Here is a 25,301-nt window from a genome sequence, read left to right on the forward strand (position 1 = left end):
GACGAACGATGGCGGCAGGTCTGGCGAATTCCCTGACGACCGAGGGCGGCGACGCCTTCGCGACGATGCCTGGCCCGCAGCGCGCGGCCGCGCTGCTGCTGATGCTCGGCGAGGCCGAAGGCGCCCCGATCTGGCAGATGCTGGAGGAGGAGGAGGTCAAGAAGGTGAGCCACGCGATGGTCCAGCTCGGCACGCTGGAGGTCGCCACGGTCGAGCGGCTGATCATCGATTTCGTCACGAAGCTCAGCAACAGCGGCGGCATCTCGTCGAACTTCGAGCGCACCGAGGCGCTGCTCCTGAAGATCTTCCCGTCCGATCAGGTCTCGCTGATCATGGCCGAGATCAAGGGCGCCTCGGGCAAGCGCGTCTGGGCCTCGATCGCCCAGGTCGACCCGGAGATCCTCGCCTCGTTCCTGCGCAACGAGTACCCGCAGACCGTGGCGGTGGTGCTGTCGCGGGTGCGCGCCGACTACGCCGCCAAGGTGCTCACCATCCTGCCCGAGGAATTCGCCATCGACGTCCTCAACCGGATGCTCCGCATGGAGACGGTGCAGAAGGAGGCCCTGCGCCACATCGAGGAGACCCTGCGGGTCGAGTTCGTCTCGACCATCGCCCAGACCCAGCGCCGCGACGCCCACGAGATGATGGCGGACGTGTTCAACGCCTTCGACCGCCAGACCGAGGGCCGGTTCCTGGCCGCCCTCGACCAGGCCAACCGCGGCTCGGCCAAGCGCATCCGCGAGCTGATGTTCACCTTCGAGGACCTGCTCAAGCTCGATCCGGGCAGCGTCCAGACCCTGATGCAGAAGATCGACGGCGCGACCCTGTGCCGGGCGCTCAAGGGCGCCAACGAGCCGACCCGGGCCTTCTTCATGAAGCAGATGTCGACCCGCGCCGCCAAGAATCTCACGGACGAGATGGCGTCGCTCGGCCCGGTCCGCCTCAAGGAGGTCGATGAGGCGCAGGCGAAGATGACCGAGATCGCCAAGGACCTCGCCGAGAAGGGCGAGATCATGATCGCCAAGAACAGCGCCGAGGAGGAGCTGGTCTATTGAACGCCTCCTCGCCTCAGATCGCCAAGCCGTTCCTGTTCGAGACCGACTTCCGCAGCCCACGCCCGAGCCCGGCCGCCCAGCGCGCCGCCGAGGCGGCCGCCCGCGCGGAGGTGGAGGCGCATGCCCGGGGCGTGCAGGACGGCCTGATCCAGGCCGAGGCTCAGATCCAGGGCCGGCTCGCCGAAGCGCTGAGCCATCTGGCCCAGGCCGCCGCCGCCCTCCTCGCCCGGGCCGACGCACACGATGCCGAGCGCGAGGCGCAGGCGGTCGAGGTGGCGGTGCTGATCGCCCGCAAGGTCGCCGGTGATGCCCTCGACGCCGCACCGCTGGCCAGCATCGGCGAGGCGGCCCGCACGGCGCTCCAGCACCTGCGCGGCGTGCCCCATCTCGTGGTGCGCGTGCATGACGGCCTGGTCGAGGACGCCGAGGCGCTGGTGAAGACGCTCGCCCGCGAGCGCGGCTACGAGGGCCGCCTGGTTGTGCTGGGCGACCCCGACATGCAGCCGGGCGACGCCCGCATCGAGTGGGCCGACGGCGGCATCGTGCGCGAGCGCGCCCGCATCGAGGCCGCCGTCGCCGACGCCCTCGGCCTGCCCCCGATCCCGTAAGGAGCCCGGATGTCCGACGATTTCAGCCTGCCCCAGCTCGGCGACACCGATCCCGACTACGCCGCGGGCTCGATCCGCGACACGCCCACGACCCCGAAGACGGCTGCCGACCTGGAGCAGCTGTTCGACGTGCCCGTGATGGTCTCGGCGGTACTGGGCTCCTCCCGGATGCCGATCGGCGACCTGCTCCGGCTCGCCCCCGGCGCCGTGCTGGAACTCGACCGCAAGGTCGGCGAGGCGATCGACGTGTTCGTCAACAACCGGCTGGTCGCCCGCGGCGAGGTCGTCCTCGTCGAGGACCGGCTCGGGGTGACGATGACCGAGATCGTCAAGGGCGAGTGATTTTCCTTGGACTTTGCGCCGGAGACCGCCGCGCTGCGGCACGCGCTCCGCGCCACGACATTTGAGAGGGACGAACCATGCGGCTCCTGATGATCGGGCGGCTCAACGGCGAGCTGATCACCGCCTCCAAGATCGCGATGCGGCGTGGCGCCTCGGTGACGCAGGCGGATGCGATCCCGCAGGGCCTCAACGTCCTGCGCGCCAAGGGCGCCGACCTGATCATGATCGACGTGTCTCTGGCGGTGCGCGACCTCGTCGACGCCCTGGAGGCCGAGCGCATCCGCACCCCCGTGGTGGCCTGCGGCGTCTCGGCCGACGCCGAGACCGCCGTCGCGGCGATCCGGGCCGGCGCCAAGGAGTACATCCCGCTCCCGCCCGATCCCGAGCTGATCGCCGCGGTGCTGGAGGCGGTCGCCTCGGATCGCGCCGCCTTCGTCTGGCGCGATCCGTCGATGGAGCGGGTGGTCAAGCTCGCCGAGCAGGTCGCCCCCTCCGAGGCCTCGGTGCTGATCACCGGCGAGAGCGGCACCGGCAAGGAGGTGCTGGCGCGCCACGTCCACCTGAAATCCCACCGGGCCGGCAAGCCGTTCGTCTCGGTCAATTGCGCGGCGATCCCCGAGGCCCTGCTCGAATCCGAGCTGTTCGGCCACGAGAAGGGCGCGTTCACCGGCGCGGTCGCCCGCCGGATCGGCCGGTTCGAGGAGGCCCATGGCGGCACCCTGCTGCTCGACGAGATCTCCGAGATGGATGTCCGCCTGCAGTCGAAGCTGCTGCGCGCCCTGCAGGAACGGGTGATCGACCGGGTCGGCGGCACCGCCCCGGTGCGGGTCGACATCCGCGTGCTGGCGACCTCGAACCGCAACCTGATGGACGAGGTCCGCAAGGGCACGTTCCGGGAGGACCTGTTCTACCGGCTCAACGTCGTCTCCCTGAAGCTGCCCGCCCTGCGCGACCGGCCGGCCGACATCCTGGAGCTCGCCGACCATTTCGCCCGGAAATACGCCGCGGTGAACGGCGTGCCGGCCCGGCCGCTCAGCGCCGAGGCGCGGGCGCTGGTGCTGAAGAACCCGTGGCGCGGCAACGTCCGCGAGCTGGAGAACACCCTGCACCGGGCGGTGCTGCTGGCCTCCGGGCCCGAGATCGGCCCCGACGCGATCCTGTCCCCGGACGGCGAGGCGATCGCCACGGAGGGCCCGGCCGGCCGCGCCGTCCAGGCCGCCGAAGCCGCCACCCGCGGCCTGGTCGGCCTGACCGTCGCGCAGGTCGAGTGCGACCTGATCCTCGACACCCTCGACCATTGCCTCGGCAACCGCACCCACGCGGCCAAGATCCTCGGCATCTCGATCCGGACCCTGCGCAACAAGCTCAACGAGTACGTCTCGGCGGGCCTCGACGTGGCCGAGCCCGGCGCCGTCCGGGCGAGCGCGGCCTACGGGTAGGGCCGGATATCAGAAGCACTCGCAGCGGCTATCGCCGTCATTGCGAGCGCAGCGAAGCAACCTAGGGAAACGCCACCTCCGGGGATCGCGCGCCGCCCTGGGTCGCTTCGCTGCGCTCGCGATGACGAAACAGCAGAACGTTCCCAGCCCCGGCCCGCGTCACCGCCCGTTGCGGGACGCCCTGTTGGCCTCGTTCTGGGCCGCGAACGCGGCGTCGAGCTTGCGCAGGGATTCGTAGCGGGCGACGTCGCCCTCCACGTCGCGGATCGTCTCCTCGACGAGGTGACGCTGGAGCGCGACGCGCGGGTCGTCGGGGGGGAGCGCCTCGCGCTCCTGCAGGCGAAGCACGGCCTGCCGCACGACCGTGTAGACCGCCTCGCGCTCGGCCCGATTCATCGAGGGCTGGATCGCCTTCGCGACGAGATCGGAGAAATCCGACATGGACCGTTAGACTTCGCTCTTCGATCGGGGGAAGCCCGGGGCGCCGGGCCGTCTCCCTCTACAGACCGCGCGCCGCGGGATCCAGACCCCGCGGCGCGGGCTCACATCCGCTGGTCGCGGATGCCGGCGATCAGGAGCGAGGACGAGCTCCAGAGCACGAAGAAGCAGAAGAACGCCACGATCAGGGTATGGCCCCGCTCGGGGTAGAGGCTGTCGGTCGGCAGGACCGGCGGCACGAAGGTCGCCAGGAAGATGTGCTGCTTGCTGGCCGAGACCCGGGCGCGGTCGAGCAGCATGTTCGCCGATTCCTCGAGCTTCTCGGCGATGGTCCGCTCGACCAGCAGGCCCTCGTACTGGAGCAGCGCCTCGGTCAGGTTCGTGCCGCCGCCCGCGGCCGCGCCGGCGTTGGTCAATTCGTCCTGCAGCGTCTTCATCTGCTGCTCGATGGCCGCCACGTTGGCGGCCAGCGTCTGGATCGAGCGCGAGCGCTCGTCGAGGTTCGAGCCGCGCAGGACCTGCAGGTCGGTCTCGAGCTTCAGCTTCTCCTTGCGCAGGATCGTCAGGGTGGTGAGTGTCCCCTCGGCCGTCTTGATCGGGTCGATCACGCCCCATTGGTTGCGGAAGCTCTGCAGCCCGAGATGCGCCTTGCGCAGGCGCTCCTGCGCCACCGTCGCATCCGCCTGCGCCTGCTTGACCATATCGGCCTGGGCGCGCTTCGAGATGTCGTTGATCAGCGCCTCGGAGCGGGTCACCACCTCGCGGGCGATGGTCAGGGCGTCCTGCGGCGTGAAGGCGCGCACCGACAGGCGAAGCACGCCCGAGATCGAGTCGATATGCGCGTCGACGTGCTTGCGCCAGTACTTGGTCAGATCCTCGATCGGGTCGCTCGGATCGAACCGGGCCCAGAAGTCGGCCTCGGGCCTGGAGAACATCTTCGAGATGCCGATGCTCTTCTCCAGGGCCTCGACCAGCGTCTGGCTCTCGATGAAGTCGCGGACGATGAAGCTGTCCTGGCTGTTGTGCTTCTGAATCAGGTTCGTGTACTGGCCGAGCGAGATGTTCTCCATCGGCTCGACGTTGCCGCGCACCGTGAACTGCGCCTCGGCAATGTACTGGTTGGAGGCGAAGCCGAACAAGTACAGGCCGACCACCAGGGTCGGCAGCAGCACGAACAGGCTGACGCGGCGGATGACCCGCGAGCCGTAGCTCGACGTGTCCTCCCGACGCTGGCCGAGGCCGGGCAGCCGGGTCCAGTCGAGACGTGCGCGCGCCGCAGCCACCAGCGCCTGGGCGCCGCGCTTCTCCGGCACCGGACGGATCGTCTCCGCGCCGTGGCGCAGCTCGGTCATCGTCGATGGTGCGAACGTCACGAGTTCGCCGTCGCGCGTGTCGTCCTTGACGTCGTCGAAGCTCATCCGCTCACTGTTCCTGGGTCTGCGCCGGATCCGCCACCGCGAAACCGGCCGGAGGACGGCCCGTGCGCAGTGCCGGAATCCCGTTCTTTTAGGCCCTTTTTAAGGCACCGCCCCCCGGCCCTGCCGCACCGCGGCGACGGGCAACGTAGCCGTCCCCGGTATCGCGCCGTACAGTCTCGCGATGATGACACGCCCAGACGTCTCCCCTGGCCCCGTAAGCCGGCCCGACGGCCGCCCGGCCAAGACCCCGTCAGCGAAAACCAAGCTCGCCGAGGTGGTGGTGGTGTGCGCCAAATGCGCCAAGCGCCAGGGCCTGCGCCCGCGGGCGGTGCGGGCGATGCTGAAAGGCGCGGCCAAGCAGGCCGCCAGGGACGGGCTGCTCGCCGGTCGGACCAAGCTGTGCATCGTCGAATCGGGCTGCCTCGGACCCTGCCCGAAACGCGCCGTGGCCGTGGCCACGGGCGCGAGCCTGGCGGAGGGCCGCGTCGTCCTGCTCGATCCCGAGGCCGCCCCCCAGGAGGCCCTCGCCGCCGTGCTCCGCCCCGTGCTACCGCGGCGGCGCGCCCCCGAATTCGGCCCCAATACCCCCCTAGCGGCGGTGCCACCTGCCGAATCGCCGCCGGATGCTTGACTGGCGCAACCTGGAGCGCTCGCCCTTGCCCGCCACTCGGCGCACATCCCCCACGGTCCGGCCGTGAGCGGCGACCGCGCCTCCCCGATGCGCCGCCTCGGCCTCGCCGCGGTGCGCCGGCTGCCCCTGATCGGCACGCTGATCGGCCTTGGCCTCGCGATCTGGCTCGTGGCGACCAACGATCTCTCCGCCGTGGCCGCGGCGTTCGGGCGGATCGGGCTCGTAGGATTCGCCGGCGTAACGTTGGTCCGGGCGCTGGTGGTGCTGGTCTGCGGCCTCGCCTGGGCGCGCATCCTGGACGGGCTGTCGCCCGCCCCGGCCTCGTCCTGCCTGATCCTGCGCTTCGTGCGCGAGGGCATCAACGTCCTGCTGCCCGTGGCCTCGGTCGGCGGCGACGTGCTCGGGGCGCGGCTCCTGACCTTCTGGGGCGTGACCGGAACCCTGGCGGCGGCCTCGGTGCTCGCCGACCTGCTGTTCCAGGTCGGCACGCTGGCACTGTTCGCCGGCCTCGGCGCCGGCTTGCTGAGCCGGGTCGAGGGGCCGGCGGCCGCCGAGCTGGCGCAGTGGACCCTGCGGACCTTGGCGGTGGCAGGCCTCGCGGTGGCGGCCTTCTTCGCGCTCCAGCGCACCGGGATCGTGCGTGTCCTCGAGGATCGCGTCGCTGCTCTGGGCCGGCGCTTCGTGCGCGAGACCGAGACCCGTCCGGAGCCAGCACCGCGGATCCAGGGGGCGCTCGACACGGTCTGGGCGGCGGGACGCCGGGGCCGCCTGGCCCAGTCCTTCGCCCTGCACGCCCTGGCCTGGCTGCTCGGCGCCGCCGAGGTCGCGGTCGTCCTCACCTGCATCGGCGTCGGCCCGATCAGCCTGTCCGAGATCCTGGTGATCGAGGCGCTCAGCCAGGCGATCAAGGCCGCCGCCTTCCTGGTGCCGAGCGGGCTCGGCGTGCAGGAAGGCGGCCTCGTGCTGGTCTGCGGCCTGTTCGGGATCGATGCCGGCACGGCGATCGCCCTCTCCCTCGCCCGCCGGATCCCCGATGTCGTGCTCGGCCTGCCGGCGCTGCTGGTCTGGCAGAATCTCGAGGCGCGGCGCACGGGCGTGCGGCCGGCAACCCCCACCTGAGACAATCCGTGACCCCGATGACCGACGCGCCGAAGCGCGACACGCCGGGCCGCACGGCCCGCAACCGCCGCGTGCTAGGCGCCGTCGTCCTGGCCGGCATTCTGCTGGCCGCCGGACCGGCGCTCGCCCAGAGCCTCAGCGTCGATCTCGGCGCGGGCGGCACCACCGAGCGGGCGCTGCAGCTCGTCGCGCTGATCACCGTCTTGGCGGTGGCGCCCTCGGTGCTGGTGATGGCCACCGCCTTCACCCGGATCGTCGTCGTGCTGTCGATCCTGCGCTCGGCGCTCGGCACCCAGACGGCGCCGCCGACCGCGGTGATCGTCAGCCTCGCGCTGTTCCTGACCGCCTTCGTGATGGCCCCCACCGGGCGCGCCGCCTACAGCGCCGGAATCGAGCCCCTGGTCGCCGGGCGGATAACTCAGGCCCAGGCCTTCGAGCGGGCCTCGGCGCCGTTCAAGACGTTCATGCTGAAGAACGTCCGCGAGAAGGACCTGAAGCTGTTCCTCGACCTCGCCAAGGTGCCGGTGCCGAAGGGCCCAGAGGATGTCGGACTGGAGATCGTGACCCCGGCCTTCATGATCTCGGAGTTGCGCCGCGCCTTCGAGATCGGGTTCCTGCTGTTCATCCCGTTCCTGATCATCGACCTCGTAGTCGCCTCGGTGCTGATGGCGGTGGGCATGATGATGGTGCCGCCGGCGACCGTCGCGCTACCGTTCAAGCTGATCTTCTTCGTGCTGGTCGATGGCTGGACCCTGGTCGCCGGATCGCTGGTGCAGAGCTACGGCGGATAGATTCGTTAAGACGAGCGTATAGAGTCCTGAAGGCTGTTTTAACTCGGGTTTAGCAATCTCTTGCTAACAGAGCGCATGTTTCTCGTGCGCCATTATGTTCTCGATCGAAGAGGGGCGGCAGCGGTCGAATTCGCCCTGGTGGCGATGCTGTTTATCCTGGTCGTCCTCTTCATCATGACCGTGGCTACGATCCTGTTTATCAATCAAGCCCTCGATTACGCCACGAGCCGGGCCGCCCGGCAGATCCTCACCGGCGCAGCCCAGGCAAGCGCCCTCGACCAGGCCGGTTTCAGAACGTCGCTGTGCCAAAACCTGCCGGCATCGCTGAAATGCAGCAACCTCGTCATCAACCTGTACGTGGTGCCGACCGGAACGTCACCGAGCAGTTACTACAACTACGTGAAGTCCGACCTCAGCGGCCTGGTGATCCCGCCGCTCACCCCGAGCTCCGGTCAGTACACCCTCGGCACACGGGGGCAGTTCCAGTATCTGCAGGTGATCTATCCGATCACCTTCCTGCCTTCCGTCTTCGCGTCGATGCTCGGCAGCGGCGCGACCTTCAACGGCGCGCCGGCCTACCTGACGATCTCGACGGCGGCGTTCCGCAACGAGCTGTTCTGATGGCGGGCCGTTTGCCCTCGGCGACGCGCTTCCTCGGCGACACGCGGGCGGTCTCGGCGCTCGAGTTCGCCCTGATCCTGCCGGTGCTGCTGATCCTGATGCTCGGCGGGATCCAGCTGACCACCTACGTCAACGCCAGCCGCAAGGTGGAGTTGATCGCCCAGTCGATCAGCCAGATGGTCTCCCAGGCGATGCCGCCCGCGGGCTCCAATGTGGCGACCGTCAACGCCACCGATCTGCACTTCAGCTACGATTCCACCCTGGTCCTGTTCCCGTACCTGATGAAGGACGCGCCGCGGCAGGGCCTGCAATGGTGGCAGGACATCGCCATCACCTACGCCGCCATAGCCTTCACACAGACGGCGTCGAACTGCACGGGCACCGACCTGAGCGCCTGCTACACGGCCGCCGTGGCCTGGACGAGCTCGGGCACCACCGGCGGCAATTACCGGCCCTGCGTGGTCCCGCAGCTTCCCGCCGCCGACACCGCCCCGCCCAATCGGACGACGCTGCCCCGCTCGGTGTTCGGGCCCGGCTCGATCGTCGCGGTGGACGTGGTCTTCACCTTCCGGCCGTCCTTCGGCGCGCGGTTCATCCCCGCCGTGCGGATCGCCCGCTCGATGTACGTGCAGCCGCGCTACGCCGCGCTGGTCAATTTCGACCCGACGGGCAACGATGGGATCGCCGTGAAATGCCCGGGCTTCTGAACCGCGCATCGCGCCTCCGCGCCTGGACGACAGGCTTGGCGCGCGGGCGCTCCGGAAACGTGACGATCCTGTTCGCCCTGAGCCTGCTGCCGATGGTCGGCCTGATCGGCTACGGGGTCGATTACGGCGTGGCGATCACCGACAAGGCGAAGCTCGACGCCGCCGCGGATGCCGCCGCGATCGCCGCGGTGGCGACCGCCAAGGCCTACATCGCCGCCAACCCAAGCCAGGCGAACGTCACCGCCAACGCCATCGCGGCCGGCATCGCCCAGGCGACGAGCGCTTTCAACGTCAATATCGGCACCGTGCCGTTCGCACAGGTGCAGCTTCAGACGCCGCAGCTGGTGCGCACCAGCCAGACGCTCAAGTCGACCATCATTTACAGTGCCACGGTGAGAAACAATTTCGGGGCCATCTTCCGGAGCCCGACCACGACCTTCTCCAACACGGTCACGGCCTCGGCCGACCTCGCGAGCTATCTCGACTTCTACCTGTTGCTTGACGTGTCGGGCTCGATGGGCCTGCCCGCGACCACGGCCGGGATGAGCCAGCTCGCCGCCAAGAACAACGACCTGAACTCCGACTACAAGCAGGGCTGCCAATTCGCCTGCCACTACCCGAACAACAACGGCTGGAATCTGGCCGCCGGCAAGATCCAGCTGCGCTCCGACGCGCTGAACAGCGCAGTCTGCTCGCTGATCCAGCAGGCCTCCACCCCGTCGGTGACGAGCCAGTACCGCGTCGGCCTGTACCCGTTCATCAACCAGATGGGCACGCTCGCCGACATCAACAGTTCCATCGCCACCCTGAACACCGCGGCCGATTGCGCCGACACGACGCCATGGCCACTCGCCCTGACCAAGCTGCTCGATACCGGAACCACCCAACTCTACACGAACAACGATCCGAGCACCGGCACAGGCTCAGGCGGCACGCATTTCGAGGTCGTCCTGCCGCAGATGAAGACTGCCATCACCAATGCCGGTGGGTTCGGCGACGGCTCCAGCATCAGCGCGCGCAAGCCGTTCGTCTTCCTCGTCACCGACGGGATGCAGAACGGGCAGCACTATTCCGTCACCAAGAACGGGAAATACTACTACCCGGGCAATCCTTCGACCTTCCCGGGCTACACCGCCGGCAATTTCGACGGCTCCTCACCGGCGCAGATCGATCCGTCGCTCTGCACCGCGCTGAAGAGTGCCGGCGCGACGATCTCGATCCTCTACATCCCCTACAACATCATCACCTTCACGGATTACGGCGGGACCGTCGCCGCCGAGAACAAGAAGGTGAATGCCTTCAGCCCGACCCTGGCGACGCCCCTGCAAAGCTGCGCCTCGCCGGGATATTTCTACACGGCCAACAGCCCCGACGACATCAAGAATTCCCTGAATGCGATGTTCTACCAGGCGCTGCAGGTGGCACGTCTGACGCAGTAAGGGCTGACTTCTCCCAGTAACCCTCACTGTCATCGCGAGCGCAGCGAAGCAACCTCGGGAAGCGCCACCTTCGGGGATCGCGCGTTGCACTGGGTTGCTTCGCTGCGCTCGCAATGACGCGCGGGGCGATTGAGGCCCAAGTTCACGCCTCGACGATCCGCGCTTCCGAAAACCCCTCCCCGTGCGTCGGTGGCTCGAACAGGCGCGCGACAGAGCGGATGCTCGCCTCCGGGACGATCCGGTGCGCCCGCCGCTGCCGGTTCCGCTCCAGGGCCACTTCGAGCGGCACGCGGATCCAGACGGCCTCCACGGGGACGCCGTGACCGCGCGCGATCGCAATGATCGGCGCCCGGTGCCGCGCCCCGGGAAGGGCCATGTCGACAGAGATGCCGCCGGCGTCCTGATCCTGACCGGCGGTCCCGCACGACTGCCCCGCCCCCTGCAATCCGCAGACGATCACCACCTGGTCGATGCGCCCGCCCGCGAGCGCCTGCTCCAGCGCCGCATAAGCCAGGCGCCACGCCTCGGCGTTGCGCTCCGGCGTCCAGACACGTCCGGCTTCGGTTTCGAGGAACCTGTCCGGGTCGATCACCAGAGACATCGGGCGGCTCAGCCCGGTGGCGCGCCCGGAGCCTCGGCGCTGCTCTGGCGCTCGCCGCGTTCGGGCAAGGCGGTGTCGGGATAGCGCTTGCGGTACTCGGCCAGGAAGGCCGACAGGGTCTCGGCCTTGGTGGCCCGGGCCGCGATGGCGCGGAATTCCGGCGTCTTCGTCGGGTTGGCGCCGGTGAGCAGCGCGAAGGTGCGCGCGTCCGGGCTCTCGGCCATCGCCTCGGAGAACTTCGCCTTCAGCCGCTCCAGGCCGATCGCCTCGCCGGCGAGATCGTAGGCGATCGCGGCGCGGACCGCGTCGGCCCGGGCCTGCTCGTCCAGCGGCCGGCCGGCGCGCCACGCGTCGCCGAGCAGCGCCTCGTGCGATTCGCCGGCCTCCCGCCAGCGGCGGGCGCCCCAGAAGATGTCGGCCCGCAGGCGCTCGATATCCGGGCCACTCTCGCCCTCGATCGTCTCCAGGGCGAGGTCGGTGCGGGTGAGGTCCGAGAGGGCGCGGGCGCGGACCAGGCTGCGGGCGCGCTTCAGCTCGCCGGGCAGCTCGGGCAGGCTGGTCGCGTCGAGCACCTGCAGCGCCCGCATCGGCTTGTCGTCCATCAGACGAATCGTGGCGAGCCGGGCGGCGACCGCCGACCGGGCCGGGCCGGCGAGCCGGTTGTCGATCTGGTACTGGAGCAGGTCAGCGGCCGAATCCAAGAGGTCCAGCCCGACCAGACGGTCGGCCAGCCGGCGCACCACCTCGTCGCCGCGCCGCCCGATCGGGGCCAGCTCGCGGAAATCGAAATAGAGCGCCACCGCGTCGACCCCGGAGAGTTGGTCGCCCTTGTCGGTGAGGTAGAGGTTCTCGAAGGCCGAGCGCACCTCGCGGGCGAGCGCCTGGGTGGCCGGGTCGTTCGGCGCGAAGGCGCTGGCCCGGCGGAGCGCCGTGAAGGCGTCGCGCCAGCGTCCGGCGCCGAGATAGAGCCGCGCCAATCCGGCCGAGATGCCGGTCTCGGTCGGGCCGCCGTGCCAGGTCAGCGCCAGCCGTTCCAGCCGGTCGATCGCGGCATCCGGTTCGAGCTTGCCGGAGGCGCGGGCGAGCAGCGTGCCGCGCAGCTGCGCCTCGGCCGCCACCGGACGCTGGCCGACCTGCTCGATGCGGGCATAGGCGTCGATGGCCGCGTCGGACTGGCCGGTTGCCTCGGACACGCGGGCGCGGACCAGGGCGAGCCGGTCGCGGATCCAGGGCGGCAGGTTGGGCGCGTCCTCCGCCCGGGCGGCGGCGGTCTCGGCATCGCCGTTCTCGATCGCCGATTCCGCGGCCCGGGCGCGGATCTGCTCGGCGAGGTCCGAGGGATAGCTATCGGCGAGCGGCAGCGTTTTGAGGAAGCCGGTCTCGGCCGTCTTCCAGTCGCCGAGGCCCGCCGAGGCCATCGCCCGCCACAGGGCGGCCTCCGGGTCGCTGGCGAGTTGCGACCCCGACAGGGCCTTCAGGGCCTCGGCGTTACGGCCGCTGCGCACCAGCGCCAGACCACGTAGGACGGCGACGTCGCGCTGGGTCGCCAGAAGCGGATCCTCGGCGGCGGCTGCCTCCAGGGCCGCGAGCCCTTCGAGATCGAAGCCGTTGGCGATGTTGGCACGGGCGTGAGCCAGGCGCGCCGGGCCGCGCTCGGCCGGCGGCACCGTCGCGGCGGCGTTGGCGAGCGCCCGCAGGGTCTCACGCACGTTCCCGGCCCGCGCCTGATCCCAGGCCGAGCGCGACACCGCCAGCGTTCCGGCCTCGGCCAGGGCGGGATCGGTCTTGCGGACGGCCGTGGAGGCGGCGAGGCCGCCCTCCCGGCCGATCGTCACCCCGTCGATCTGGGGCCGCACCGCGAGGTCGTCGGCACCGGCCAGCACCGCGACGCCGTGCCGGCTCGGCAGGATCTCGAAATCGACGAAGCGGCGGCTCTTCGGGTTACCGATGGTGCGCTGTGCCGCCGAGGTGACCACGGCGATGCGTTCGCCGTCACGGTCGAGCCAAGTGGCCGATCCGGCCTTGGGCAGCGCCAGCGCGACGGTGATCCGGCCCGACGGGTCAGGCTTGCGGACCGGGTCGAGGCTGTCGCTCGGGCTGAGCGCGTCGCCCGCCGAAAGCTCCCAGGCCAATCCGGTCCCGGTGGTGACGGCGGCCAGATCGACCAGCCGGCCCGGGGGCACCGTGAAGCGCAGGACCGTGACCGCGCCGGTCCGCGTCGGCGCTCCGACCGGTGCGAGGCCCTGGCCGCTCGCCGGCACGGCCACGGGCTCGGCGGTCTCGAACACCAGCGTGGCGACGCCGCCGCGCTCGAACAGGGCCGCGGGCGGCAGGGTCTGGAACGGGAAGATCAGCCCGACGCCCGCCTGACGCTTCGGCGGGGCCTCGGGGGCCGTGTCCGGGACGGCCAAGACCTCGGCCTTCCGGGCAGGAGCCGGGCTCGGCGCAGCCGGCTTGGCGGCGCTCGGCTCAGCCGGGCCGGGCACCTCGGCGGCCTTGGACTTGGCGGCTTCGCGCGGCGCCTTGCTCACGGCGTCGATCGTGTAGGCCCCGTCCTCGTGCTCGGTAGTGAGGGTGAACCCCTCCGCGGGGGTCACCAGGATGCTGGCCGAGCCCTCGTCGGACTCGGTGGCGAGCTTGGCGATGCCGGGCCGCGGGCGGCCGCGGGCGTCGTTCGAATCGATGGTCCAGGCGCCGGCGACCCGCAGGCGCGTCGTCGCCCCCTCGGCGGTCACGGTCGCCACCGCCTCGTCGGGCAGGCGCAGGGACAGGCGCGTCAGGGTCGGGAGCTGGGCGAGTTCAAGGCTGAGAGGCTTGCGCACGGGCGGCGGCGTGCGCGCCCGCAACGCCTCCTCGGCGACCCGAGCCCGGCGGGCGAGCTCGGCCACCACCTCGGGGGGCAGCGGCGGCGGCAGGCCCGACCAGCCCTCCGGCAGGAGGTCGACGAACACGCGCTCGCCGGCCGACTGGACGTTGGCCCGGAACGGCCGCTGCAGGGCGACCCGCAGGCCCGAGCCGTCGGGATCGCGCCGGACCGTGGAGACGAAGGCCGGCATCTCTTCGGCGAGACGCTCGGGACCGGGAGCGACGCGCTCGCCGTAGCCGAGAAGCAGGATGCCCCCGGCGAGCTTCGCCTTGACGGTGACCGGCTTGTCGAAGGTGAGCACGATCCGGCCATAGCCGCCGGGGCCGCTGCCGGATTCGCTGCCCTTGGCGCCGAGCAGGCGGGTGGCGAGCGCCGGGTCGATCGCCGCCAGAAGGGCGAGCGCGGGCAGCGACACGCGCAGCAGCGCGCCGCCGTATCGGCCGATCCGGGATCGCCTGTCCTCGGAGCCCATCGCCTCGCCGATCCGATCCCGGCGCGCGGCCCCTCCGGGCCACGGCGCCCAGCGCCACACTGGGATCCACTCTGCGGCACCGCGGCTAACGCTGGCTTAACCGTAACCCGGGAATTGGCCGGATCCGGTCCGATCGGCCTCAGCCGCTCAGGGCGACGGCGCGGTCCAGGGCCTGCGGAAACCCTTGGAGGGGGACCGTGATGGTGGCCGGCTCGGTGCCGGTCGACTTCTGGCCGGTCACGAACAGCTGCTTGGCAGTGCGCATGCCGTCGAGCGCCAGGGTCGGGAAGCTGATCGGCACGAGGCAGCCGTCGCTGACGCACAGACTGTAGGGGGCACCCTTGCCGAGGGTCTGCTCGTCGAGCTTGAAGGTCACGCCGGCCTCGATCGAGAGGCCGAAGGGCATCAGCACGATGCCTTCCGACCGCCCGTCGTTCGGAACCTGGAGTTCCACGCCGAACTTGCGCCGGCCGGTCTGCGAATCACCCTGGGACTGGGCGATGATGCAGGTGATCTTCTCGCCCGGGCGCGTGCAGGTCATGGTCCAGTCGCCGTAGCTCTCACTGAGCGTGCTGGCGCCGGTGGGCCAAGTTGCGTGCGGTGCCGCAGGCGTAGCAGCAGGCGCGGCGGCAGGCTTGGCCGCGGGCTTGGGAGCGGGCGGCTTCGGCTTGGGTTTCGGCTTGGCCTTGGCCGGCGCATCGGCGGCGGCCGGTGCCTCGGGCTCGGCTTCTTGAGCACGCGGCGACGCGAACGGAACGGCAAGCAGCAGCGTCGCGATCAGACTGAAGCGAACGACCGCTCGAAACGTCGACATGGAATCACGATCCCCCGGGGCCATTGACGGCAAAGCCGCCTAACGTCCCGGGCGGGGCGAGGCAATCACCGGGCGACGCGGATCCACGCCGTCGGCAAGCCTCAGAACGGGTTCGGTCCGCCGGCGGCCTCGGCGAGGGCGCAGCGGCGCGCGAACGCGGCCTCGGCCCCGATGCGGATGGCGCGGGCCAAGGTGAAGACCAGGGTCAGGATGCCGGGATCACGATCGGCGGTCTCGGCGACCGGGCCGGGGATGCGGGTGGCGATGAAAGCGAGCATGACGACTCCGACGTTCAAGATTTCGGACGTTTCCTGGGCCCAAATTGGAGAGCTGCCTCTGCGGGACCTTTGCTGCAGCGCAATATAAGCCATGCGATGATTGCTCACCACTCGTTCCTGCGCGCAGGGCGCATGCGCTGCAATCATGCTGCCGTCGGTTGGTTCTCAACGGCGCCTTAACCGTGCATGGTGCAGCGCAGTTGACCGCCGGGGGACGAGCCGCCATTGAGCGGCCTTCTGACGACGGGATTCGACGAACGCGCCGGCTTGGGCCGTGCGGCACGTGTCTGTCGCCCCAGTGTCACACGCGCGCCATAACCCGCCCGCGAGCCTCTAGAGAGCGGACCTCAGGCGTCCGTCAGCCTCAAGACAAGGACCTTCCGCATGACCGAACAGCCGTCCCGTCACCCGATCCATGGCCGCATCAGCGGTCCCATCGTGATGATCGGCTTCGGCTCGATCGGCCGCGGCACCCTGCCGCTCATCGAACGGCACTTCGAGTACGACCGCGCCCGCTTCACCGTGATCGACCCGGTCGACACCCACCGGGCGCTCGCCGAGAAGCACGGCCTGCGCTTCGAGACGGTGGCGCTGACCCCTGAGAACCTGCGCGACGTGCTCACGCCGCTGCTCACCGAGGGCGGCGGCCAGGGCTTCTGCGTGAACCTGTCGGTCGACACCTCGTCGCGGGCGATCATGGAGCTGTGCCGCGAGCTCGGCGCCCTCTACATCGACACCGTGGCCGAGCCCTGGCCGGGCTTCTACTTCGACAAGAGCCGCGGCCAGGGCGACCGCACCAACTACGCCCTGCGCCAGGACATCCTCGACGCCCGCGCCCAGAAGCCGGGCGGCACCACGGCGGTCTCCTGCTGCGGCGCCAATCCCGGCATGGTCTCGTGGTTCGTCAAGCAGGCGCTCCTGAACATCGCCAAGGATACCGGCGTCACCACGCCCGAGCCGAAGTCCCGCGCGGACTGGGCCGCCCTGATGAAGACCCTGGGCGTGAAGGGCGTGCACATCGCCGAGCGCGACACCCAGCGCGCCAAGAATCCCAAGCCCCGGGGCGTGTTCGTCAACACCTGGTCGGTGGAGGGCTTCGTTTCCGAGGGCAACCAGCCGGCCGAGCTCGGCTGGGGCACGCACGAGACCTGGAAGCCCGCCAATGCCCGCGAGCAGGAGAAAGGCTCGCGCTGCGCGATCTACCTGCTCCAGCCCGGCGCCGACACCCGCGTGCGCAGCTGGGTGCCCACCGCCGGCGCGCAGTTCGGTTTCCTGGTGACCCACAACGAGGCGATCTCGATCGCCGACTACTACACGGTGCGCGAGGGCGATCAGGCCGTCTTCCGCCCGACCTGCCACTACGCCTACCACCCGGCCGACGACGCCGTGCTCTCGCTCCACGAGATGTTCGGCAACGCCGCCAAGGTGCAGGAGCAGCACCACATCCTCGACGAGACCGAGATCGTCGACGGCATCGACGAGCTCGGCGTGCTGGTCTACGGCCACGCCAAGAACGCCTACTGGTACGGCTCGCAGCTCTCCATCGAGGAGACGCGGCGGATCGCCCCCTACCAGAACGCGACCGGCCTGCAGGTGACCTCGGCGGTGCTCGCCGGCATGGTCTGGGCGCTGGAGAACCCGGAGGCCGGCATCGTCGAGGCCGACGAGATGGATTTCCGCCGTTGCCTGGAGGTCCAGACCCCGTATCTCGGCCCGGTCGTTGGCGTCTACACCGACTGGACCCCGCTCACCGACCGTCCGGGCCTGTTCCCGGAGGATATCGACACCAGCGATCCCTGGCAGTTCCGCAACGTGCTGGTGCACGGCTGAGGTCCCGAGCCGCCTCCCCCGTCAAAAAGGGGGGGGCGGTCCCGATCGGCTACTCGGCCTGCCTGCGCGTCACCAGGGTTCGGTTCGGCTCGACCTCGTTCGTATCCTGCTGGTAGAGCGGCACGATCACCCGCAGCCAGCCGCGGGTCTCACGACCGCGGTAATTGCGCTGGACCACGTCCCGCGTCAGGTAGGCCTGCAGGTTCACCGGCCCGAAATTGTACCCGACCAGGCCGCCCACCGCGATCTGCCCCTGGGGGCGGTAGCTGGACACGCCGGTCGGCAGGTCGCTCGACCCGAACGCGACGGCGCCGACCTGCCACTTGCCGAACTTCTTCGCCGCCGTCAGATCGAGATTCAGGTAGTCCGGGTAGAGGGTACCGAAGGGCGAGCGCGTCTCGAGGAAGATCCCGTGGAGCAGGTTCGCCGTCAGGTTCCAATCCCGGCCGGTGTAGCTGAGCGCGAACCGGTGGGTCAGCGACGCGGATTGGGTCAGGAATCGCGTCTCGATCGGCAGGTAGCCGCCGAAGAAGTAGCTGATGCCGACATCGTGGCCGAGATCCCAGGCGAGCTGGGCGGCGAGAAGCGGCTGGCCGATGCCGCTCTGATAGGGTGCGCCCTGGAGGGTCGCGGCCACGACCGGCTGGGTGACGAAGAATTGCAGGCGCCCGCCCGCGATGTCCCAGGGCGTCGCCCACGCGAAGGTCGGCAGGTTGACGTTCGTCGCGGTGTCGCCCGGCCGCGCGCTGCGCATGCCGAAGCTCGACAGGTTCACGAAGTACAATCCGACGGGGAGTTGCGCGCCCACTGGCAGGCCGATGGTCTGGCCCGGCTGGGCCGCCGAAGCAGCGTAAGCAGACGTTGTAAGGCCCGCACCGTATAGGACCAGTGCGGCCGACGCGATCCCGCGTAATCCCAGACCAAATCCGGTCATCACAACCCCGATCCAGAGCCCCGGGATCCGGGGCTGATCAGGGTTGGACGCTCGGTCGCGCCGGGCTCATCCCGGCTTTACGGCCAAGCTGTGCGGAACGACACGCGCTCGACAGGCATGGACGCGCGGCCGGGACTAATCCGGTCGCGCCTCAACTGCGCGGCGTCGGCAGGTCCCGGCCGGCCGGGTTCCAGGCGAGGAGTCGCGCCTCGACCAAATCGACCTCGCGGACGAGCTGGCGCAGGACGACGTCGTCGATGGCCCGCGACCGGCGCAGGCGATAAAGCGCCTGGCGCTCGGCCTCGAGCCCGGCGAGCCGCAGGCGCTTCTCGGCCACCGCAAGCTGCCGGGCGCGGCCGCCACCCTCCCGGGGGGCACCCGTCGGCGCCTCCAGGCCCTCGTAGCGGTCCATCGCCCGGGCGCCGGCCTCGACCGCGACGGAGGCGTCTTCCTGCGCTTCGACCAGGCGGTGCTGCAGCGCCTCGATAGCCGTCACGGCGTCGTGGCGCGCGGCGGCGCGGGCCGAATCCTCCTCGGCATCGTGGCTGGAATCAGCCGGCAGGCGCAGGCCCCGCAGCAGCAGCGGCAGGACCGTGCTGGCCAGCAGCAACGAAGTGAGGATCACCCCCATCGCCAGCAGGATCGCGAGATCCCGGGCCGGGAACGGCGTGCCGTCCTTCAGGGCGAGCGGCAGGGTCAGGATGCCGGCCAGGGTAATCGCCCCCTTCACGCCCGCAAGTGTCGTGGCCGCCACGAGCCGCCAGGTCAGGCCCTCGCGCCGCTCGCCCCGGCGATGCGCCTTCACCAGGACGAAGTGGAGCGAGACCCAGACCCAGGCGAAGCGGATCGCCATCAGGCCGGCCGTGATCGCCAGCACCCAGGCCACCAGCCAGCCCGCGCCCTGCACGTCGGCCTGCGTGACCGCGTGGCCCAGGACCTCGGGCAGTTGCTCGCCGAGCAGCACGAAGATCGAGCCGTTGGCGGCGAGCGCCACGGTGTCCCAAACGGCGGTGCGCCGGACCCGGGTGGTGCCGAGGCTGCGCCCCTGGATCTCCACGTAGGTCATGGCGATGCCGGCCGCGACCGCGGCCAGGATGCCGGAGGCGTGGACGTGCTCGGCGGCGAGATAGGCCCCGAACGGCGTCAGCAGGCTGAACAGGATCTGCAGGCCCGGATCCTCGCCGGTGCGCCGTCGCAGGAGATCCTGCGCGCCCATCAGCAGGAAGGTCGTGGCGGCGCCGATGCCGAGGCCGCCGAGCGCCAGCCAGACGAAGGTGGTTGCGGCTTCCGGCAGCGAGAAGGTGCCGGTGAGCGCCGCCGCGATGGCGAAGCGCAGGCAGACGAGGCCGGTGGCGTCGTTGAGCAGCGCTTCGCCTTCGAGAATGTGCATGAGCCGCCGCGGCACCGGAGCCTGGGCGGCGACCGACGAGACCGCGATCGGATCGGTTGGCGACAGGACCGCCGCCAGCGCGAAGGCGACCGCCAGCGGAATGCCCGGGATCATCGCGTGGATCAGCATGCCGATCCCCAGCACCGTCAGCGCCACCAGCCCCAGCGCGAGCGCCAGGATGGTCCGTCCGTTGCGGAACAGGTCGCGTTTCGGGATCCGCCAGCCGTCGAGGAACAGGAGCGGCGGCAGGAACACCAGGAAGAAGATCTCGGGATCGAGGGCGGTGCTCGGAAGCGGTCCCAGCGCCAGGGCCACGCCGATCGCGATCTGGATCAAGGGGAGCGGCAGCGGCACCAGCCGGCCCAGCGCGCCGCTCACCAGGACGGACAGCAACAGGGCCAGGACGACGGTGACGCTTTCCATGCGTGTCTTTCAAGCGGTGGCAGGCTTCCCCCCGAGGGGCGTCGGCCGGGTGCTGCGCGGGTGGACGGGATCGGGTCTTGTAGCATCAGCCGGGCGGCGCGACGGCGCGAACCGCGCGGTCGATCGATCCAAACGATACTGATCGATTAATCGGAATTTTTAGAAATCATTATATAGCATTCGAAAAGCGCAGAGGGCGCTGATTCGGATGTATTCTGGAAATATAATGCTCGACTTCATGTCAATCAAAGGCAAGCTGATCATCTGTTTCTCGGTCATGCTTGCTCTGATCTGCAGCCTGGCCGCGCTGTCCTACTACCACATTGAAACGATCAATCGTGTCGCGACGGAGATGCGCGACAGCCGCCTGCCGGCCGCGCAGGCCCTCACCGGCATCCAGGTCGTGACGCTGCGGATCCGCGTCAACGGCAGCCGTGCTCTTACGGCGAAGTCGGCCGAGCACAGGAAGGACGCCCTCAACTCGATCCAGCAGCGCCTGGCCGAATTGCGGGCCTACCAGGTCAGCTACGCGAGCCTCCTGGAGACCGACGCGGGCCGTGATCTCTACAAGACCTTCGAACGGCAATGGGCGACGTATCTGGAACAGCAGGCCGACGGATTCGCGCGGGCCGAGCGCGGCGACCTCGCCGGCGCCCAGGAACAGTACAACACCACGATGTCGGATACGATCCGGGCGACCATCGCCACCCTCGTCGCGATGTCGGATCAGCAGAGTGCGGCGGCGGCGGCCAGCGGCGCGCAGGCGCAGGACGCCTACGAGCGCGCCCATCAGCAGATGACCGGCTTCCTGGCGCTGGCCGCGATCCTGGCGATCGGGGCGGTGGTGATGCTGGTCCTGGAGATCAGCCGACCCCTCGGACGCATGACCGCGGCCATGCATCAGCTCGCCTCGGGCGACACCGGGACGGAGATCCCCGCCATCGGGCGGCGTGACGAGGTCGGCGCGATGGCGGGTGCCGTCCAGGTCTTCAAGGAGAATATGATCCAGACCCGCCGCCTGGAGGCGGAGACCGCCGAGGCACGGCTGGAAGCGGAGGCGCAGCGCAAGGCCGGCATGCGCCAGATGGCCGACCGCTTCGAGGCCGCGGTCGGCGGCATCATCGGCCAGGTCTCGGCCTCGGCCACCGAGCTCCAATCCACCGCCCAGACGATGAACGCCACCGCCGCCCAGACCGCCAGCCAGTCGACCACGGTCGCGGCCGCAGCCGAGGAGGCGGTCGCCAACGTCAACACCGTGGCGGCCGCCGCGGAACAGCTGGGCTCCTCGGTCCAGGAGATCGGCCGGCAGGTCGATGGCTCGGCACAGCTGGCCCGGCTGGCCGTGTCCGAGGCCGACCAGACCGGGGCGCTGGTGCAGGAACTGAGCACGGTCGTCGGACGGATCGGCGATGTGGTCGGGTTGATCTCGAATATCGCCGGGCAGACCAACCTGCTCGCCCTGAACGCGACCATCGAGGCCGCCCGCGCCGGAGACGCCGGCAAGGGTTTTGCCGTGGTCGCCTCCGAGGTGAAGGCGCTGGCCGAGCAGACCGCGAAGGCCACGCAGGAGATCTCCGGACAGATCGCGCAGGTCCGGGGCTCGACCGGTCAGGCCGTGACGGCGATCGGCGGCATCACCGCCCGAATCCAGGAGATCAGCGGGGTCGCCACCGCGATCGCGGCCTCCGTCGAGCAGCAGCAGGCGGCCACCCAGGAGATCGTGCGCAACGTCGGACAGGCGGCGAGCGGCACCGCCGAAGTCACGACGAACATCGCCGGTGTGGCCGGAGCCGCCGACGGGACCGGGGCCGCGGCGTCCCAGGTTCTGTCCGCGGCGTCCGCGCTGTCGCGCCAGTCCGAGCACCTCTCGGCCGAGGTCCGGCACTTCCTCGGAACTGTCCGGGCCGCCTGATTTTTTTGGAAGAGCCGGAACGGAACTGAGCCCGCTCGGCGGGCGACGAGGGTCGCCTGTCGGGCCGCGATTGCTCGGATCTCTTGTTTCGATACCGGCGATTCAGGTGGCAGCTTGAGACAGCGCCCCGTCCTTCCGAGGCCGCGAAGCCGAGCCCGGAATGACGGCGTGGATGTTTCCGAACCCTACACCCCCGCCCCGACCGTCACGCAGAAATCCGCCCGGTAGCTCTGCCCCTCGACCGGGTTCGACACCCAGCGGCAGCGGCCGATCCGCAAATCGTGGCCGGCGTGGAAATGGCCCGAGATCCACAGCTCGGGCCGCTGGGCATCGGGCAGGTCGTCGAGGGCGGTGCTGGCGTAGAAGGCCGGCACCCACCACGGCACGCCGGGCTGGTCGCGGTAGCGATCCGCCGCCAGGGGGCTCGCCGGGTGATGGGTCACCACCACGGTCGGGCCGTCATGCGGCGCGCGGAGCGCGGCGTGCAGTGCCGCGCGCTCCGCGGCATGGGCCGCCATGGCGTCCGCGGGCTGCCACGCCCCGCCATCGTGTTTGCGGATCGAGCCGAGAAATTCGCGCGAGCCGGTGACCGGATCGGTCATGCGCGCGGCGGCATAGGCGACCGGATCCGCCGGGCGGTCGGGCGCGTCGGCGGCGAGCCAGCGCCCGGCCAGCCGCCAGTCGCTCCACAAGGTCGTGCCGAGGAACCGCACACCGTCGATCACGCAAGCCTGCGCCCCCTGGAGCAGATGGATGCGCGCGCCCAGCGCGTTCACCCGGGCGACCTCGGCCTCCAGAGCCGCCAGCAGCTCCGGCGCCGTGCGCATGTCGCCCGTGGGGGCGTAGCGCTCGTGGTTGCCCGGCACCAGCACGATCGGCTTGCCCTGCGCCAGGTGCACCAGGGCGGCGATGCCCCGCTCGGGATGCCCCTCGTAGAGGTCCCCGGGGCAGGCGAGCAGGTCGAACGGCTCCTCGGGCAGCGCGATCAGGTCGAGCCGCCGCCGCTCCAGATGCAGGTCGGAGATCGGGAAGATGCGCATGGGGATGCCTATTTCGCGGCCCGGCGCTCGGCCGCGGCGGCCCGGAAGATGTCGGCGGCGGAATCGGCGTTGAGGATCGCGATACCGCCCGCCGCGATCAGGTCCGGCCAGGGGCTGGGGTGGAGCGCGGTGACCAGACCGGCCGCGATGATCGCCAGGTTGGCGTAGGCATCGTTGCGGGCCGAGAGGTAGGCCGCCCGGGTCAGGCTGCCCGCGCCGGACCGGTGCCGGGCGAGCATCAGCGCGCAGGTGAGGTTCACAGCCAGCGCCCCGAGGCCGGTCAGCGTCAGCGGCAGGGCCGCCGGGGGCACGAAGTCGTCAAACTTGTCGTAGGCCGCGTAGGCGGTCGCGAGCGCCGGAACCAGCAGGATGAACGCCATGGCGGTGCCGAGCCGCGCCCGGTTGCGCGCGCTCCAGGACAGACCGGCGACGATCAGCAGGTTGATCGTCGCGTCTTCCAGGAAATCGAGGCTGTCGGCGATGAGCGCCACCGAGCCGATCGTGAGCGCCACCGCGATCTCGATGCCGAAATAGCCGAGGTTGAGCGCCGCCACGCGGGCGACGACCGGGCGCAGGGCGGGCGGCTCGGGGCGGGCGGCGTTGTCAGCGGTCACGGGGCGCGTCATCGCCGAGTGCGGCGCGCCTGTCGAGCGGATGTTGAGAAAACCCTGTCCGCGCCTCAAGAAAGTTCCAAGGACCTTGCGCCTTCGTCCGGGTGGATTCGGCGGCGCGATCGTGCGAACCGGTCTTGTCGAGCCGACTGCACCAGAGATGCGACCGGCCGGAACCGGAGGTCTGCCGAGCCATGCTGCCCGAATTGCGCGTGCTCTATTTCGAGGATCTCGAGGTCGGGTTGTCCGAAACCCTCTCGAAGACCATCGCCTCCTCCGACGTTGTCGGGTTTGCCGAGATCACCGGCGACCGGAATCCGATCCACCTGTCCGAGCACTTCGCCGCGCGCACGCCGTTCGGCACCCGCATCGCCCACGGCCTGTACACGGCCGGGCTGATCTCGGCGGTGCTCGGCACCCGCCTGCCCGGCCCGGGGGCGGTCTACATCTCGCAGACCCTCAATTTCCGCGCGCCGGTGCGCATCGGCGACGTCGTCGACGTCACCGTCACGGTCGCCGAGCTGATGCCGGAGCGTCGGCGCGCCCGCCTCGCCTGCCGCTGCTCCGTGGCCGGCGAGACCGTCCTCGACGGCGAGGCGCTGGTGAAGGTGCCGACCAAGGCCGAGGCCGACCCGCTCGCGATCCGCACCGAGCGCTAGCAGGGCTGAGGTGGACGAGGCCGGGGAGACGATCTTCGCGGAGACGATCGCGGACCCGGACGACCCACGCCTCGAACCCTACACGAAGATGCGCGAGCGCGACCTCGTGGGCCGCGCCGGGCGCTTCATCGTCGAAGGCGAAGTCACCCTCCGGCTGCTGCTCGGCCCCCGCGCCCGGTTCCGGGCGGAGTCGATCCTGCTCGCCCCGGAGCGCTGGCCGGGCCTCGCCCCGGACGTGGCCGCCTGTCCCGAAAAGCCGCCGGTCTACCTCGCCGCCAAGGCGGTGATGAGCACTGTCACCGGCTTCCCGATCCATCGCGGTGTCCTGGCCGTGGGCCTGCGCGGGAACGAGCCCGACCCCGCCGCGCTCGTGCCGCCCGCTCCCGCGCCGGCACTGATTCTCGGGCTCGCGGGCCTGACCAACCACGACAATGTCGGCGCCGCCTTCCGCAACGCCGCCGCCTTCGGGGCCGACGCGGTGCTGCTCGACGCCGCCAGCTGCGATCCGCTCTACCGCAAGAGCATCCGGGTCTCGGCCGGCGCCGCGCTGATCCAGCCCTTCGCCCGGCTCGGCCCCGGGCAGGACTGGCTTACCCTGGCCAGTGCGCTCGATCTTGAAGCCCTGGCGCTCAGCCCCGGCGCGACCGAATCTCTCGGCGACCGCACCTTGCCGGCGCGGGTGCTGCTGATCCTCGGGACCGAGGGGCCGGGCCTCGACGCGACGACGCTCCGTCGAGCCCGCCCGGTGCGGATCCCGATGGCCCCGGGCTTCGATTCGCTCAACGTGGCGACGGCTGCCGGGATCGCCCTTCAGACGATCGCCCGCGGCCAGGGCCGACTCGGTCCGGCCGGTTGAGCCGCTG

General features: G+C 70.4%; 24 protein-coding genes. 14 read left to right on the forward strand and 10 right to left on the reverse strand.

Features of this window, described 5'->3' with window-relative positions; genetic code table 11:
- Nucleotides 1-8: 8 nt before the first annotated feature.
- The 4 genes from MKL11_RS13910 (at nt 9) to MKL11_RS13925 (ending at nt 3,444) form a co-directional block, all read left to right on the forward strand.
- Nucleotides 9-1,055, forward strand: a complete 1,047-nt coding sequence (locus tag MKL11_RS13910; protein WP_243944439.1) for a flagellar motor switch protein FliG — start codon at nt 9-11, stop codon at nt 1,053-1,055.
- Nucleotides 1,052-1,663, forward strand: a complete 612-nt coding sequence (locus MKL11_RS13915) for a FliH/SctL family protein (RefSeq protein WP_243944441.1) — start codon at nt 1,052-1,054, stop codon at nt 1,661-1,663. The genes MKL11_RS13910 and MKL11_RS13915 overlap by 4 nt, the downstream gene beginning before the upstream one ends.
- 9 nt (nt 1,664-1,672) lie before the next feature.
- On the forward strand, nt 1,673-2,005 hold the full coding sequence (gene fliN / locus MKL11_RS13920; protein WP_058194015.1) for a flagellar motor switch protein FliN: 333 nt from the start codon (nt 1,673-1,675) through the stop codon (nt 2,003-2,005).
- Between the two features lie 77 nt (nt 2,006-2,082).
- On the forward strand, nt 2,083-3,444 hold the full coding sequence (locus tag MKL11_RS13925; protein WP_243944443.1) for a sigma-54-dependent transcriptional regulator: 1,362 nt from the start codon (nt 2,083-2,085) through the stop codon (nt 3,442-3,444).
- Nucleotides 3,445-3,603: 159 nt separating this feature from the next.
- On the opposite strand, the gene MKL11_RS13930 is transcribed toward MKL11_RS13925, so the two are convergent.
- Both MKL11_RS13930 and MKL11_RS13935 read right to left on the reverse strand, forming a co-directional pair.
- Nucleotides 3,604-3,885: a hypothetical protein gene (locus tag MKL11_RS13930; RefSeq protein WP_243944445.1), complete on the reverse strand. Its 282-nt coding sequence runs from the start codon at nt 3,883-3,885 to the stop codon at nt 3,604-3,606.
- Nucleotides 3,886-3,986: 101 nt separating this feature from the next.
- A complete protein-coding gene (locus MKL11_RS13935; protein WP_243944448.1) occupies nt 3,987-5,300 on the reverse strand; it encodes a capsule biosynthesis protein in 1,314 nt (437 codons plus the stop codon).
- 181 nt (nt 5,301-5,481) lie between these two features.
- Here MKL11_RS13935 and MKL11_RS13940 point away from each other — a divergent pair, with 181 nt between their 5' ends.
- The 6 genes from MKL11_RS13940 (at nt 5,482) to MKL11_RS13965 (ending at nt 10,608) form a co-directional block, all read left to right on the forward strand.
- On the forward strand, nt 5,482-5,931 hold the full coding sequence (locus tag MKL11_RS13940) for a hypothetical protein (RefSeq protein ID WP_243944450.1): 450 nt from the start codon (nt 5,482-5,484) through the stop codon (nt 5,929-5,931).
- A gap of 87 nt (nt 5,932-6,018) precedes the next feature.
- On the forward strand, nt 6,019-7,050 hold the full coding sequence (locus MKL11_RS13945; RefSeq protein ID WP_279600499.1) for a lysylphosphatidylglycerol synthase domain-containing protein: 1,032 nt from the start codon (nt 6,019-6,021) through the stop codon (nt 7,048-7,050).
- Nucleotides 7,051-7,067: 17 nt separating this feature from the next.
- Nucleotides 7,068-7,841: a flagellar type III secretion system pore protein FliP gene (fliP, locus tag MKL11_RS13950; RefSeq protein ID WP_243944712.1), complete on the forward strand. Its 774-nt coding sequence runs from the start codon at nt 7,068-7,070 to the stop codon at nt 7,839-7,841.
- Nucleotides 7,842-7,916: 75 nt separating this feature from the next.
- On the forward strand, nt 7,917-8,462 hold the full coding sequence (locus MKL11_RS13955; RefSeq protein ID WP_243944454.1) for a TadE/TadG family type IV pilus assembly protein: 546 nt from the start codon (nt 7,917-7,919) through the stop codon (nt 8,460-8,462).
- Nucleotides 8,462-9,169, forward strand: coding sequence for a TadE/TadG family type IV pilus assembly protein (locus tag MKL11_RS13960; protein WP_243944456.1), 708 nt, complete (start codon nt 8,462-8,464; stop codon nt 9,167-9,169). Before MKL11_RS13955 ends, MKL11_RS13960 begins: the two co-directional genes overlap by 1 nt.
- Complete coding sequence (locus MKL11_RS13965; protein WP_243944465.1) at nt 9,154-10,608, forward strand: TadE/TadG family type IV pilus assembly protein; 1,455 nt, start codon at nt 9,154-9,156, stop codon at nt 10,606-10,608. Before MKL11_RS13960 ends, MKL11_RS13965 begins: the two co-directional genes overlap by 16 nt.
- A gap of 142 nt (nt 10,609-10,750) precedes the next feature.
- Here the strand turns inward: MKL11_RS13965 and MKL11_RS13970 are convergent, their stop codons facing one another.
- The 4 genes from MKL11_RS13970 to MKL11_RS13985 all read right to left on the reverse strand — a co-directional run bounded on the left by MKL11_RS13970 (nt 10,751) and on the right by MKL11_RS13985 (nt 15,639).
- Complete coding sequence (locus MKL11_RS13970) at nt 10,751-11,209, reverse strand: AAA family ATPase (RefSeq protein ID WP_243944469.1); 459 nt, start codon at nt 11,207-11,209, stop codon at nt 10,751-10,753.
- A gap of 8 nt (nt 11,210-11,217) precedes the next feature.
- Complete coding sequence (locus MKL11_RS13975) at nt 11,218-14,547, reverse strand: hypothetical protein (protein WP_243944471.1); 3,330 nt, start codon at nt 14,545-14,547, stop codon at nt 11,218-11,220.
- Nucleotides 14,548-14,686: 139 nt separating this feature from the next.
- On the reverse strand, nt 14,687-15,361 hold the full coding sequence (locus MKL11_RS13980) for an invasion associated locus B family protein (protein ID WP_243944473.1): 675 nt from the start codon (nt 15,359-15,361) through the stop codon (nt 14,687-14,689).
- Nucleotides 15,362-15,462: 101 nt separating this feature from the next.
- Nucleotides 15,463-15,639 carry a hypothetical protein gene (locus MKL11_RS13985; RefSeq protein WP_243944475.1) on the reverse strand — a complete coding sequence of 59 codons (177 nt, stop codon included), beginning with the start codon at nt 15,637-15,639 and terminating at the stop codon, nt 15,463-15,465.
- 384 nt (nt 15,640-16,023) lie between these two features.
- Between MKL11_RS13985 and MKL11_RS13990 the strand changes: the two genes are divergently transcribed.
- Nucleotides 16,024-17,469 (forward strand): homospermidine synthase, encoded by a 1,446-nt coding sequence (locus MKL11_RS13990; RefSeq protein ID WP_243944477.1) that lies wholly within the window; start codon nt 16,024-16,026, stop codon nt 17,467-17,469.
- Between the two features lie 49 nt (nt 17,470-17,518).
- On the opposite strand, the gene MKL11_RS13995 is transcribed toward MKL11_RS13990, so the two are convergent.
- Nucleotides 17,519-18,403 carry a transporter gene (locus MKL11_RS13995; protein WP_243944479.1) on the reverse strand — a complete coding sequence of 295 codons (885 nt, stop codon included), beginning with the start codon at nt 18,401-18,403 and terminating at the stop codon, nt 17,519-17,521.
- A 151-nt stretch (nt 18,404-18,554) separates the two neighbouring features.
- Complete coding sequence (locus MKL11_RS14000; protein WP_243944481.1) at nt 18,555-20,216, reverse strand: Na+/H+ antiporter; 1,662 nt, start codon at nt 20,214-20,216, stop codon at nt 18,555-18,557.
- A gap of 226 nt (nt 20,217-20,442) precedes the next feature.
- On the opposite strand from MKL11_RS14000, the gene MKL11_RS14005 reads away from it, so the two are divergent.
- Nucleotides 20,443-22,128, forward strand: a complete 1,686-nt coding sequence (locus tag MKL11_RS14005; protein ID WP_243944483.1) for a methyl-accepting chemotaxis protein — start codon at nt 20,443-20,445, stop codon at nt 22,126-22,128.
- Nucleotides 22,129-22,313: 185 nt separating this feature from the next.
- Here MKL11_RS14005 and MKL11_RS14010 read toward each other — a convergent pair whose 3' ends face one another.
- A complete protein-coding gene (locus MKL11_RS14010; protein ID WP_243944485.1) occupies nt 22,314-23,168 on the reverse strand; it encodes a metallophosphoesterase in 855 nt (284 codons plus the stop codon).
- An 8-nt stretch (nt 23,169-23,176) separates the two neighbouring features.
- A complete protein-coding gene (locus tag MKL11_RS14015) occupies nt 23,177-23,794 on the reverse strand; it encodes a cation transporter (RefSeq protein ID WP_243944487.1) in 618 nt (205 codons plus the stop codon).
- A 179-nt stretch (nt 23,795-23,973) separates the two neighbouring features.
- Here MKL11_RS14015 and croR point away from each other — a divergent pair, with 179 nt between their 5' ends.
- Nucleotides 23,974-24,438 (forward strand): MaoC family dehydratase, encoded by a 465-nt coding sequence (croR, locus tag MKL11_RS14020; protein WP_243944489.1) that lies wholly within the window; start codon nt 23,974-23,976, stop codon nt 24,436-24,438.
- Between the two features lie 88 nt (nt 24,439-24,526).
- Complete coding sequence (locus tag MKL11_RS14025; RefSeq protein WP_243944713.1) at nt 24,527-25,294, forward strand: TrmH family RNA methyltransferase; 768 nt, start codon at nt 24,527-24,529, stop codon at nt 25,292-25,294.
- The last annotated feature ends 7 nt before the right edge of the window (nt 25,295-25,301 follow it).

This window comes from Methylobacterium sp. J-077, from assembly GCF_022829365.1.
Lineage (GTDB): Bacteria > Pseudomonadota > Alphaproteobacteria > Rhizobiales > Beijerinckiaceae > Methylobacterium.